The 12,212-nt window shown below is 66.2% G+C and carries 12 protein-coding genes and 1 rRNA gene; 10 read left to right on the forward strand and 3 right to left on the reverse strand.

What is annotated here, in order from left to right; genetic code table 11:
• Positions 1–144: 144 nt before the first annotated feature.
• Positions 145–261 (forward strand): 5S ribosomal RNA (gene rrf / locus ACGFMK_RS26170).
• Positions 262–630: 369 nt separating this feature from the next.
• On the opposite strand, the gene ACGFMK_RS26175 is transcribed toward rrf, so the two are convergent.
• Positions 631–1,089 carry an Lrp/AsnC family transcriptional regulator gene (locus ACGFMK_RS26175; protein WP_392768232.1) on the reverse strand — a complete coding sequence of 153 codons (459 nt, stop codon included), beginning with the start codon at positions 1,087–1,089 and terminating at the stop codon, positions 631–633.
• 111 nt (positions 1,090–1,200) lie between these two features.
• On the opposite strand from ACGFMK_RS26175, the gene ACGFMK_RS26180 reads away from it, so the two are divergent.
• From ACGFMK_RS26180 to ACGFMK_RS26215, 8 genes are all read left to right on the forward strand, one after another.
• On the forward strand, positions 1,201–1,629 hold the full coding sequence (locus tag ACGFMK_RS26180) for a rhodanese-like domain-containing protein (protein WP_392768235.1): 429 nt from the start codon (positions 1,201–1,203) through the stop codon (positions 1,627–1,629).
• Positions 1,630–1,648: 19 nt separating this feature from the next.
• Positions 1,649–2,398, forward strand: a complete 750-nt coding sequence (locus ACGFMK_RS26185; RefSeq protein ID WP_392768238.1) for a type 1 glutamine amidotransferase — start codon at positions 1,649–1,651, stop codon at positions 2,396–2,398.
• Between the two features lie 94 nt (positions 2,399–2,492).
• Positions 2,493–3,626: an anion permease gene (locus ACGFMK_RS26190; protein WP_392768241.1), complete on the forward strand. Its 1,134-nt coding sequence runs from the start codon at positions 2,493–2,495 to the stop codon at positions 3,624–3,626.
• A 39-nt stretch (positions 3,627–3,665) separates the two neighbouring features.
• On the forward strand, positions 3,666–6,644 hold the full coding sequence (locus ACGFMK_RS26195; RefSeq protein WP_392768244.1) for a bifunctional [glutamine synthetase] adenylyltransferase/[glutamine synthetase]-adenylyl-L-tyrosine phosphorylase: 2,979 nt from the start codon (positions 3,666–3,668) through the stop codon (positions 6,642–6,644).
• A gap of 10 nt (positions 6,645–6,654) precedes the next feature.
• Complete coding sequence (locus tag ACGFMK_RS26200) at positions 6,655–7,086, forward strand: acyl-CoA thioesterase (protein ID WP_392768247.1); 432 nt, start codon at positions 6,655–6,657, stop codon at positions 7,084–7,086.
• 1,199 nt (positions 7,087–8,285) lie between these two features.
• Positions 8,286–9,095 carry a TIGR04255 family protein gene (locus ACGFMK_RS26205; protein ID WP_392768250.1) on the forward strand — a complete coding sequence of 270 codons (810 nt, stop codon included), beginning with the start codon at positions 8,286–8,288 and terminating at the stop codon, positions 9,093–9,095.
• A complete protein-coding gene (locus ACGFMK_RS26210; RefSeq protein ID WP_392768253.1) occupies positions 9,092–9,568 on the forward strand; it encodes a hypothetical protein in 477 nt (158 codons plus the stop codon). Before ACGFMK_RS26205 ends, ACGFMK_RS26210 begins: the two co-directional genes overlap by 4 nt.
• A 26-nt stretch (positions 9,569–9,594) precedes the next feature.
• A complete protein-coding gene (locus ACGFMK_RS26215; RefSeq protein WP_392768256.1) occupies positions 9,595–9,990 on the forward strand; it encodes a hypothetical protein in 396 nt (131 codons plus the stop codon).
• Here the strand turns inward: ACGFMK_RS26215 and ACGFMK_RS26220 are convergent.
• Entirely contained in the window at positions 9,966–10,685 is a 720-nt protein-coding gene (locus ACGFMK_RS26220) for an HAD family hydrolase (protein WP_392768259.1), read from the reverse strand. The genes ACGFMK_RS26215 and ACGFMK_RS26220 overlap by 25 nt on opposite strands.
• Complete coding sequence (locus ACGFMK_RS26225; RefSeq protein ID WP_392768262.1) at positions 10,682–11,524, reverse strand: GntR family transcriptional regulator; 843 nt, start codon at positions 11,522–11,524, stop codon at positions 10,682–10,684. Before ACGFMK_RS26225 ends, ACGFMK_RS26220 begins: the two co-directional genes overlap by 4 nt.
• 200 nt (positions 11,525–11,724) lie before the next feature.
• On the opposite strand from ACGFMK_RS26225, the gene ACGFMK_RS26230 reads away from it, so the two are divergent.
• Positions 11,725–12,198: a hypothetical protein gene (locus tag ACGFMK_RS26230; RefSeq protein ID WP_392768264.1), complete on the forward strand. Its 474-nt coding sequence runs from the start codon at positions 11,725–11,727 to the stop codon at positions 12,196–12,198.
• Positions 12,199–12,212: the final 14 nt, after the last annotated feature.

A 12,212-nucleotide genomic window follows, 5' to 3' on the forward strand; every position in this document is an offset into this window, starting at 1 on the left:
TATGGAAGCACAGTAATGTGTTGTCGAGTTGACTGGTACTAATAGGCCGAGGACTTGTCTACGAAGGTGTTACGCATCCACTCTACGGTTCTGAAGCACCACACTGCTCCCTGTTGGTTGGGGGGTGTGGGTGTTTGATAGTGTTTCGGTGGTTTTAGCGTCAGGGAAACGCCCGGTCCCATTCCGAACCCGGAAGCTAAGCTTGACAGCGCCGATGGTACTGCAACCGAAGGGTTGTGGGAGAGTAGGACACCGCCGAACTTACGTGGGGAAGGGCCCGGCCCGGTTGAGAACTTTGGTTCTCCCGGCCGGGCCCTTTCTTTATGCCCAAGACACGGCCGGGTCCGCAGCCACACGAGTCGACCTTCAGGCACGCTCTCTGATCCCGCGAACCGACTGTCCAGGTACGCCAGCCGACTGTCTGGGTACGCGACCCGACCCTTCAGGTACGCGAGTCGGCACGTCGGGTACGCGAGTCGGCCGGCCGTGTACACAAGCCAGCCGACCAAGTTACGCGAGTCCGGTTCCAAGCACGCGAAACCGCGTCCCAGCCCGGGGGTTATGCCCGCCCAGTCACGAGTGATGCCCCGCGGATCACGCGAGATGCCTCCCCCAGACATGTCCGATGCCTCACCCGGGGTCCGGCCGCCCCCGTCGAGCGAGCGGGCGCCGGCGCAACGGCGACGACAGCACCAGTGACGTCGTCGTCTCCCCATACCTCTGCACCTTCTCGACCAGCTCCTCCAGCTCCGCCGTGTTCCGGCACAGCACCCGCAGGATCCAGCACTCGTCACCCGTGATGTGGTCCGCGGCGATGACCTCCGGCAGGGGCAGCACCGCCGTCCGGAAGCGGGGGGTGTCCAGGCTGCGCACCCGGGCGCGGACCAGCGCCTCGATCGGCAGGCCCAGCTTTGTCGTGTCCACGCTCGCCGCGTAGCCCGTGATCACGCCGCGTTCCTCGAGACGGCGGACCCGTTCCGTCACCGCCGAGCCGGACAGCGACACCCGGCGGCCCAGCTCGGTGAAGCTCAGCCGGCCGTCGGCCTGGAGGAGCTCGATCAGGTGCCAGTCGACGTCGTCGAGGTCCACCGCGATTCTCCCAACCGAGTACGAGCCACACCGCGAAATCCCCGGCTGAACCCGGGCCGAACCCCGATTCTGCCCTGTGTTCGCGACGCCGTGATCAGCAGGATTACGCCTATGACACGCACACTCGCCTTCCCCGCCCCGGCTCCCGCCGACGCCGTCGCCTACTTCGGGGCCGAGCTCGGCTTCGAGGTCGATCCGGACGACCTCGCCCGGGACCTGGACGCCGGCCGCACCGCCGGTTACGCCGTCGTCGAGACCCGCGCTCCCGAGGCGTTCGCCGCGGCGCACATCCCCGGCGCCGTCAACCTGCCCTACCGGGACATGACGCCCGAGAGCACCGCTCACCTCGAGCGCGACCTCGTGTACGTCTGCTACTGCGAGAGCAGCAACTGCAACGCCGCCACGAAGGGCGCGCTCAAGCTCGCCGAGCTCGGCTTCCAGGTGAAACGGCTCTCCGGCGGCATCACGAGCTGGATCGCCGCCGGTTACCCCGTCGACGGAACAGACCAGGCAGCGGGCGGAATTCGCTGCGCCTGCTGACGCACCTACCCTGGAAGACGTGACACGACTGCTGATCATCCAGCCGGACGCCTCCGACCCGCTCGGCGCCCTCGGTGACTGGCTGACCGAGGCCGGCGCGGAGCTCGACGTCCGGCTGCTGCCCGGGCAGGACCTGCCCGCCGATCTCGACGGTTACGCCGGGGTCGTCTGCCTCGGCGGCGGCATGGGCGCGGAGGACGACGCGAAGCACCCGTGGCTCGCCGACGTCCGGCGCCTGCTGGCGAAGGCGGCGTCGAGGCCGCTCCCGACCCTGGGGATCTGCCTCGGCGCCCAGCTGCTGACCGTCGCGACCGGCGGGCGCGTCGAGGTCGGCCGGGACGGGCCCGAGGTCGGCCCGCACCTGGTGTCGAAGAAGGACGCCGCGTGGACCGATCCGCTCTTCGCCGAAATGCCGCTCATGCAGGACGTCCTCCAGTTCCACAACGACGCGATCACCCGGCTCCCGCCGGGCGCCGAGCTGCTCGCCTCCGCTCCGCGCTACCAGAAACAGGCTTTCCGGTTCAACCGATGTGTCTACGGAGTCCAGTTCCACATCGAGACGACGCCCGAGGTCGTCGAGAGCTGGGCCGCGGACGAGCCCGGGATGGCGGAGTTCGCCCGGCCCGGCTCACTCGAACACGACAAGTTGATCACGGTGCACGACGACATCGCCGAGACGTGGCGTCCGTTCGCGCAGCGGTTCGTCCGATTGGCGTCCGGGGAGCTCCCGTCCGCCGCCGAAAGTCAACGCTCATTACCGCTGGCTTAACGGACAGCGTCACAACCGGCAACGGGCTGTTAACAACCCGCGTCACTCGTCAGGTACCTTGCGGGTAAGTCCCCACAAGGGTTCGGAGGTCGGGGTGGAGCCCTCGTTGCTGGTCGTGCTCGTCGTCGTCACGGCCCTGGTATTCGATTTCACAAACGGGTTCCACGACACCGCGAACTCGATGGCGACGTCGATCGCGACCGGGGCGCTCAAGCCCCGGGTGGCCGTCGCGATCTCGGCGGTGCTCAACCTGGTCGGCGCGTTCCTGTCGGTCGAGGTGGCCAAGACGATCTCGAGCGGCCTGGTGGACGACACGAAGATCGGCCCGTCGATCGTGTTCGGCGGGCTGATCGGCGCGATCGTCTGGAACCTCGTGACGTGGTTCGTCGGTCTGCCGTCGAGCTCGTCGCACGCGCTGTTCGGCGGCTTGATCGGCGCCACCTGGGTTTCGGCGGGCGCCGACTCGGTCCACTTCGGAAAGATCGTCGAGAAGGTGCTGATCCCGGCGGCCGCGTCGCCGGTGATCGCCGGTGTCGTGGCGATGGTCGCGACGTACCTCGTGTACCGCTTCCTCGTCCGGAACCGGCCGGCCACGCGGGGGTTCAAGGTCGGCCAGATCGTCTCGGCGTCGCTGGTCTCGCTGGCCCACGGCACGAACGACGCGCAGAAGACGATGGGCGTGATCACGCTCACGCTCGTCACCGCCGGTAGCCTCCCGCCCGGTGCCGCCCCGCCCGTCTGGGTGATCGTCAGCGCGGCCTGCGCACTGGCCGCGGGCACCTACCTCGGCGGCTGGCGCATCACGCACACCCTCGGCAAGGGCCTGACCGACATCGAGGGTCCGCAGGGCTTCGCCGCCCAGACGAGCTCGGCGCTCGTCATCCTGGTCTCGTCGCGGCTCGGCTTCCCGCTTTCGACGACGCACGTGTGCTCCGGCGGGATCGTCGGCTCCGGCGTCGGCCGCCGCGAGGCGCCCGTCCGCTGGCGGATGGCCGGCCGGATGGTGATCGCCTGGCTGTTCACGTTGCCCGCGGCCGCGATCGTCGGCGCCATCTCCGGCAAGATCGCGTCGCTCGGCAGCGCGGGCACCATCGCCGTCGGTGTGGTCGGGATCGGTGTGGGCGCCGGGATCTGGCTGCTTTCGCGCCGCCATCCCGTCACCGCGCACAGCTTCCAGGTCCCCGAGCCGACGCCGGCCGACACCGAGCCGGGACGCCTCGCCGCCTGAGCCGGAATCGGGACGCCGTACCGGCTACGGTGGTTCGTGATGGCAGACCGCGCGCGAACGACCGCTTCGGCGGCGAGGTACGGCTTCACCGACGCCCGTGCCGAGGGTCAGTTGCGCGCGGCCGGCTGGTGGGACGACGCCGGCCCGGTCGCCGCCGCGGCCGACGTCCTCTCCGCGTTGTCCCGCACCGCCGATCCCGACCTCGCGTTGCGCGGGCTGGACCGGATCCGCGAGTCCGACGACGCCGAGTGGCGACGGCTCGAAGAACAGCTCCGCGAGAACCGGACCTTCCGCGGCCGCCTGCTTTCCGTGCTCGGGACGTCGAGCGCGCTGGCCGACTTCCTGTGCGCGAACCCCGCGGAGTGGCACTCGCTCACCGGCAAGAAGAGCACGAACCCCGCCGGGTACCGGGAAGCCCTGCGCGCCGCGCTCGTGCGCGAGGACGGCTCGGTGATCACCGGGCTCGAGGCCGAGCACGTGCTGAAGGTCGCCTACCGCGGGCTGCTGCTCGGCATCGCCGCCGCGGACCTGGGGCACCTTGTCGAGGCCGGGCTCGAGCAGCCGCGCTACGCCGAGGTCGCCGCGCAGCTGACCGAGCTGGCCGAGGCCGCGCTGGCCGCCGGGCTGGTGGTCGCCGAGGCCGAGGTCGGCGCGTCCGCCGAGAATTCGCTCGCGGTCATCGCGATGGGCAAGTGCGGTGGCCGGGAGCTCAACTACGTCAGCGACGTCGACGTCATCTTCGTCGGCGCGGGTGATCTCGGTGTCGCGACGCGGCTGGCGAGCACGATGATGCGCGTCACCGGGAAGGCGTGTTTCGACGTCGACGCCGCGCTGCGCCCGGAGGGCAAGGCCGGCGCGCTCGTCCGCACCCTCGAAGGCCACCACAGTTACTACCTGAAGTGGGCCAAGACCTGGGAGTTCCAGGCGCTGCTCAAGGCCCGTCCGGTCGCCGGCGACGTCGAGCTCGGGCGGCAGTACGCCGAGATGGTGGCGCCGCTGGTGTGGTCGGCCGCCGACCGGGACAACTTCGTCGCCGAGGTGCAGCAGATGCGGCGCCGCGTCGAGGGGCACGTGCCGTCCGAGCACGCCGAGCGCGAGCTGAAGCTGGGCCGCGGCGGCCTGCGTGACGTCGAGTTCGCGGTGCAGCTGCTGCAGCTCGTGCACGGCCGGGTCGACGACGAGCTGCGGTCACCGTCCACGATGGACGCGCTCGCCGCGCTCGGCGAAGGTGGTTACGTGGGCCGGCAGGACGCCGCCGAGCTGGGCGCGTCGTACGAGTTCCTGCGGATGCTGGAGCACCGCCTGCAGCTGCGGCGGCTGCGCCGGACGCACCTGTTCCCCGCGACGTCGGACACCGTCGAGCTGCGGATCCTCGCGCGGGCGAGCGGGATCAAGCCGGCCGGGGGCAAGAGCGAGGGGGAGGCCCTTCTCGCGGAGTTCCGCAAGCACGGCAAGGGCATCCGGCGGCTGCACGAAAAGATCTTCTACCGGCCGCTGCTGCAGTCGGTCGCGAACGTGCCGACCGAGGCACTGCGCCTGACGACCAAGCAGGCCGCCAGCCGGTTGGCCGCGCTCGGGTACACCGCCCCCGACGGCGCGCTCCAGCACATCAAGGCGCTCACCTCCGGCGTGTCCCGGCGCGCTGCGATCCAGCAGGCACTGCTGCCCGTGCTGCTCGACCTGCTCGCCGACACCCCGGACCCGGACGGCGGGCTGCTGTCGTACCGGAAGGTTTCCGAGGCACTCGAAGACACGCCGTGGTACCTGCGGGTGCTGCGGGACGAGGGCACGGTCGTCGAACGGCTGGCCACCCTGCTCGGCACGTCGAGGCTGGTGCCCGACCTGCTGGTCCGCGCGCCCGAGGTGCTGCAGCTGCTCGGCGACCCGGCCCGGCTGCTGGGCCGCACGCCCGCCGAGGTGGCGACGTCGCTGCGCGCGGCCGTCCGGCGGCAGCCCGGGTTGAACGCCGCCGTCACGACGGCGCGCTCCCTGCGGCGGCACGAACTGCTGCGCGTCGCGTGTGCGGACCTGCTCGGCCTGCTCGACGTCCCGGCGGTGTGCGCGGCGTTGTCCAGTGTCTGGGTCGCGGTGCTGCAAAGCGCGCTCGCATCCGCGTTTCGGCAGCGCCAGGCCGAACTCGGCCGGACGCCGGCGCGGATCGCCGTCATCGGCATGGGCCGGCTGGGCGGCGCCGAACTGGGCTACGGCTCCGACGCCGACGTGCTCTTCGTGTGCGAAGCGGCTGAAGGCGTCTCGGACTCCGACGCGGTGAAGTTCGCGTCGTCGGTCGCGGAAACCGTCCGGAAGATGCTGGGCGCGCCGAGCCCGGACCCGGCGCTCGTCGTCGACGCCGACCTGCGGCCGGAGGGGCGCAGCGGGCCGCTGGTGCGAACGCTCGAGTCGTACCGGGCCTACTACGCGCGCTGGGGTGAGGTGTGGGAGGCGCAGGCGCTGCTGCGCGCCCGGTTCATCGCCGGCGACGACGACCTGGGCCAGCGGTTCATCACGATGATCGACCCGATCCGCTACCCCGAGGGCGGCCTGGACGGGACGAAAGCCCGCGAGATCCGGCGGATCAAGGCGCGCGTCGAGACGGAGCGGATGCCTCGCGGAGCCGACCCGACGCGGCACACGAAGCTCGGCCGCGGCGGCCTCGCCGACGTCGAGTGGACGGTGCAGCTCCTGCAGCTGCAGCACGCCCACGCCGTCCCCGGGCTGCGGACGACGTCCACCCTGGACGCCCTGGCCGTGCTCCCCGGCGCCGGCCTGGCCCAGCAGTCCGAGGCGGACTCGCTGGCCGAGGCGTGGCTGCTGGCGACCCGGGTGCGCAACGCCGGGATGCTGGTGCGCGGCAAGGCCGTCGACGAGGTCCCCAGCTCGGGCCGCGACCTGGTCGCGGTGGCGCGGGTGCTCGGCCAGACCGCGGAAGACGACCCCGGCGAGTTCCTCGACACGTACCGCCGGATCACGCGCCGCGCGCACACGGTGGTGGAGCACCTGTTCTACGAGGCTGATTAAGGTGGGGTGCGTGAGCGATCGAGAGCCGTTCCGGACCCGGATCAAGGTCCGCCACTACGAGCTGGACACCCTGGGCCACCTCAACCACGCCGTGTACCACTCGTACGGCGAGGTGTCGCGGCTCGAGCTGCTGGAAAGCGCGGGTGCCCTCAACGGCCTGTCGGGGTTCGCGGCGGTGCTGCTGGAGTCCCACATCGTGTTCCGCCGGGAGATCCGCGCGAGCGAAGAGCTCGACGTGACGTGCGACGCGAAGTTCGGCAGCGGCAAGACGTTCTCGATGAACACGAACATCTACAAGGCCGACGGCACGCTCGCCGCGGAGATCACCTGCACGTTGGGCTTGATGGACCTGGAGCGCCGCAAGCTGGTGGCGGACCCGCGTGGCCGGTTCGCCGAGGCGGGCGCGGACCTGAAGCTGCTGTCGACGGCCGAGGGCGACTGAGACAGCTTTTCGGGGGTTCCGGGTGGCAAAGCCCCCGGCCCGGGGCGAAAAGAACGCCGGCGGCGAGGGCGTTTCCGCTCCTCGCCGCCGGCGTGCCCAAGGGACGCGTCAGTGGATCACACGTCGTAGGTCTGCCACGTCGTGGCCTCCACCTGCGGACTGATCGTCGGCACCCCTGTTGAGCTGCTGGTTATCGGTCGTCGTTGGTCGTTCTTGGTCAACTCTGGCGGACGTCTGACGGCCTGGAGACGGCCTGACGCGCTGGCAGTCCGCCCCGTCGTCCCTCGCCCCTGCCAGCGTTAGCACCGGGCTGTCGGGGTCAAGGGGGAGCGAAGCTCATCGCGTAGCGACGCCGCCAGGCGCCCTTGATGCCGACGGGCTGGTGTTAAACGATCCCTACGAGGACCGGGCCGACGCGATGACTGTTAGTCACGAGCTGATCGGGCCAAGTTAGGCCAGATTAAGCCAAGTTAGGCCAGAACATGCCGGGCGGGTTGTGGGTGTACGTACACCCGCAGGTTTACAGTAGTTTGCGGGATAAGAGCGCATGTTATTCCGCGCTACTCGCCGTCGGAGCCGCCCTGATGGACGGCCCCGACGATGAGTTACCGCAGGTCAGCGCTGGTACAAGGTTTGCAGGCCTAGCAGGGCCAGCGCGATCACGGTTACCAGGTGGTTCGCCGTCAGTGTCACTTTGCCGGTGATGCTGACGGTGAACCGCTTCTTCCGGCCCTGTCGACACATGGGCCTTCACCTACCTCATCCCCTGAGGCACTGCCCGGGCGATGTACCCGGCAGCGTCGAGAGCCAGGGGCACTTCCTCGACGGCCGTCCGAGGAAGTGACTGGAGTAGGCCTGTGGTCAGAGTAGAAGGCTGCCGGGGGCCATTTCGGTCGACACGCGGTAGCCGTCGGATTTCGTCACCCCTTGCCTGTCGGTCAGGCGGTGCGGCGCGCTGCGCCTCGCTGGCGGATACGGCGGCTGGCCCGCGGCCGGCGGCCGGAGCGGAGCGGCAGGCCGTCCGTGCCGCATGGGCCAGCCGCCGGACGGCGCGGAACGAGCGCGCCGCTGGCGGCGCCTTGATCCCATAGAGCTAAGTTCGGCAGGCTTGGATGTAGATTCTCAGGATTCTCGTCTGGCTGTCGGCTAGTCGAGCAGGCATCCTAGAGATGGGTCCGTTGGGCACGGGAGGCACCACGATGAGCGAGCAGCGTCAACCACCTGTTGACGAGGTGGTCTTGTCGTTTGCTTTTGACAAGCGTGGTGCCTTGTTGGGACCACGCGCTGGACTGACCCTTGAGAGCTTTCTTCAACGGTTCCCGACCCTTGAGCTTCGGCCGCCGTACGAGATGCCTGCAGAGTTCCCGCCCGGTCCGAACAGTCTGAGCGCGGCAGCGCTCGGGCTTCGTATGAGCCAAATGAACGACTTTCCGCAGGCGCGATATTGGTTGAGCAGCGATGACGGTAGCCGCTTGATGCAGGTTCAGCCAGATTACGTCGCTCTTAACTGGCGCAAGAAGTCGGATTTGACCTACCCTGGATACGAGCAGCTTCGTAGTGAATTTGTTGATATATGCGTTGAGCTCAATACTGCGCTTCAGCGGGCAGGAGATGAGGCAATTCACCTCCGTCAAGTCGAGCTGACTTACATCGACGTTGTGCGTCCGGGGGGGCTCTGGAAATCGCATTCGGATACGCATAAGGTTGCGAACATTGAGTTCGGCGCATCAGATGACTATGAGCAGGTCTCATTTTCTTATTCGCGGGTTCTGCGAGATGACGATGGAAGCTTCGCCGGGAGGCTTCATGCGTCCGCGCAGCCTGCAATAGATACGGAGACCGGCGTGCCAGTGCTTAATGTCAGCACAACTCTGCGAAGTGCTTCTTACCTGCCTAAGACTCCTTTGGAGGTTGGAATATCGTTTTTGGATGTGGCACATGTGGCTATAACCAAAAACTTTGAACAGATGGTTCGAGAAGATGTCAAGAGGGCCTGGGGGTTGGCATGAACAACACTGTTAAGACGAGATCATTGATGTCCCAGGGGTCTGGTTACAGCAGCTCCCCTCCTCAAGCCAGTGTTACTGAAAAAGTAACCAACTTGTTCGACTCGTCTGATGTGTCGTCAAGTGCGAGCATCGTTGCGCCCAGTGCGCCGACGTCAGCGTGGGTTTCGGACGCGCTCAACCAGATGGCCGATTGGCTGTATCGCAGCGAGTTTGTCAATCCTGGTGCTTTTGCTCGGGCTGTTAACTTCATTTCTTCGATCCGGCCTCCCGTACGACGTCCATTTATTGCGTTGGGCGATGATGGCTCGATTGGCATTGAGTGGGACAGGAATGGTCACTCTTTGCATTTGACTTTTAGTGGTTACGGTGACGAGTTCTACTGGTCGCGCGGCGAAGACTGGGAGGCTGAGGGTCTGATCTCTGAGAATCAGACTGTGTTCTTGCTTGCTGTCCAAGATTCCGCACTGCGCTAGTTCCGGTAACCGAAGTAGGTGCTTTCTTGCCTGAAGATGAGCCGAAAGAGGTCCCGGATGACTGTAGGGTCTTCCGGGTGGTTCATCGTGACTGGGTAAAAGAAGTGGATGGCGAAGAGCGTCCTTCTTCGCAGGCGTTTCAAAATCACCGTGATGATGGATTGATGTCGGTTTACGTCGAAGAGGATTGGGAAGACACCGACCTGGCCGTGGAAAATCTGATTAAGCGGTGGGGTGAGGACTATCGAGTATGCTGGTTGCGGGCTGGCGATATTCGCGAGCTAGGTGAAAAAGTCTATCGCGCACCTAATGACGAATTTCCTGGACATGGTGCCGTCGAGCATCCAGGAAGCAGGAATCGACCTCAAGGCGTTAAATCGAGGATGGCGAAGAAAGCTCAATGGTATGAGCCTGGTTCATGAGATCTTTCTGACTTCGACCGTTGCGATTCCGCAAAGGCTGCTGTCAGCTCTATCATCGTATGGGTGACAGCATCGGCATCTGCGAAAGCCGATGACTTCTCGGGCTTGTTGGCGTAACCGATCGAGTGTACTCCCGCGATGCGGGCCGCTTCGATGTCGGTCAGTGAGTCGCCGATAAAAACGGCGTCACCAGGAGCAACGTCTAGGGCGGCGGACGCTTGGTTGAGAAGGTGGGGGCTTGGTTTGAGAAGTCGCACGTCTGGTCCGGTTCTAGCGGATATGTAGTCAATTGAAGAGCTGAGATTATAGAAGTCAATGTAAGCTTGTATTGCAGTGACGCTGTTGTTGCTGACGATCGCGATTGGTCGATTGGAAGCATGCCAATCTTTGATGAGATCGTGGGATCCGGCTGTCGGTGTGGAAGTAGATACCGCCTCAAGCTCGTGAGCTGTGAAGGCCGCTTCGACTAGGCGGGCATCATTTTCGCTGAGTTCGGCAGCGTAGCGAAGTACATCAAACGGGTCTTCCGAGGTCGCAATCGGGGCTGGAAGATTCGCGTGGCCGCCGTCGGCCAATACCTGCCTGAGTTGATCGGCAACTGTTGATACCGGAATGCCAGCAAACACCGCGCATACCGGGCCGTCGAAATCGAGTAACAGTGCGGTGGCCTGGGTAAGTGTCTCTTCGGGTGTCAACGCTGGTAGTCCTTCGCGACGCTATTCCACAGACTGTCGAACCATGTCTTCGCCTGCTCGACGTACTGCGATCCGGTCGACGTGTCGTCGTCGTTGATCGAGTGGTGGAAGAGGATCGCGTCCTTGCCCATGAGGTCATACATCGCCTGTGTCTCGCCGCCGTAGCTGATGACGTGCTCGCGGACCGGGTAGAAGCCGAAGAACGTCTCTTCGTTGTTGATCAAGTAGAGCTTGAACATCGGCGGTGACGGGTGCACGCGAACTTGCGCTGTCGCCTTGTTGACCAGGCCCATCTCGGCAAGCTCGGTCACCGAGTCGACGATGGCGAGGGTGTGTCGCCGCATGATCTCTTCGGCGCGCTTGCGGAAGAGCGGGCTGTCGGCGTGCTCGTCGACCGTGACCGGGAGGGACCATGGCTGCGTCGGGTCCGGCACGAGCAGGCGAACGGTGATCGACTCCGGAGGTAGCCGGCCGATTCGGATCTTGTCCAGTGGCTCGGAGATGACTCCGTGCAGGGTCTCGCCCGAGAAGCCGGCGAAATCGATCGTGACGTCCTCGGCCTCGAAGGCGCGTTCGATGTGCGGTCGGAGCCCGACGGGGCGTTCGGTGCGCTCTCGAACGAAGACGCCGCTGCCCTGGCGCGACACGATCAGGCCCTCGTCGCGCAGTTCGCGGATAGCGTTCTGCACGGTCATAGGCGCGACGTTGTATGTCTTTGCCAGCTCGTTTCGCGATGGCAGCTTGTCGCCCGGAGTGAACTTCCTGGTCAGGATCGCTGCGCGCAGGGCATTCGCCACCTGCACATATGGCGGCCTCGGGTCGTCCGGGTCCAGTGCCACAGCTCCTCCGTCTGATGTGGGCGACGCACCTTGCAAACATTCGTCTCAGAGTCTCCCTGACGTCGGTAGCACCTGTCTAGGCGACCTAGCGACCTAGGCTGCTTCCGACTTGCTTGACTTGGCTAGGCAACCTGGCTAACCTGATCAAGTCAGCCAAGTACGGCAGCGCCGAGTGAGGCGCCTGACCAGGAGGTACCGACATGGCAGTAGCGCGCGGGACACGCTTCGAGATCGAGCACGATGTCGTGTTCCCGGCCGGAGCCGCGATCGTTGGTCCGGTCACACCGGACATGGAGTACGTCTCCAACGAAGACAAGGCCCGGGGCAAGCAGCCCAAGCAGAAGATCGATGAGCAGACCGGCTTGCCGCAGTGGAAGGTCACCGTGACCGACCCGTCGGCGGAGAAGGACCGCGACAAGTCGGCCACCGTGACCCTGCTCGACCGGGTTCAGCCTGTTCCGCCTCCGGCAGCGATGCAGGGGTTCGACTTCCGGCCTGTCGTGTTCGAGGGCCTGATGGTCGAGCCCCGGGTGATGGGCGAGAAGTTCAAGTATCAGGGCTGGGTGCTGCGGGCGACCGGCATGCGTGAGCCGGGCCGTAGCGCTGGCTCGAAGCAGGCTGCCGCAAAGACGCCAGCTGGTGAGGGCTCGGGCAGTCAGCAGAAGGCCGCGTGATGGCGGGGCGGCCG

Source organism: Amycolatopsis sp. NPDC049252 (assembly GCF_043197175.1).
Classification (GTDB): domain Bacteria; phylum Actinomycetota; class Actinomycetes; order Mycobacteriales; family Pseudonocardiaceae; genus Amycolatopsis.

What these genes read in the sequence shown, in the direction of transcription:
- ACGFMK_RS26180 (WP_392768235.1), top strand. Translation starts at nt 1,201, where the DNA reads ATGACACGCACACTCGCCTTCCCCGCCCCGGCTCCCGCCGACGCCGTC.
- ACGFMK_RS26195 (WP_392768244.1), top strand. Translation starts at nt 3,666, where the DNA reads ATGGCAGACCGCGCGCGAACGACCGCTTCGGCGGCGAGGTACGGCTTC.
- ACGFMK_RS26210 (WP_392768253.1), top strand. Translation starts at nt 9,092, where the DNA reads ATGAACAACACTGTTAAGACGAGATCATTGATGTCCCAGGGGTCTGGT.
- ACGFMK_RS26230 (WP_392768264.1), top strand. Translation starts at nt 11,725, where the DNA reads ATGGCAGTAGCGCGCGGGACACGCTTCGAGATCGAGCACGATGTCGTG.
- ACGFMK_RS26205 (WP_392768250.1), top strand. Translation starts at nt 8,286, where the DNA reads ATGAGCGAGCAGCGTCAACCACCTGTTGACGAGGTGGTCTTGTCGTTT.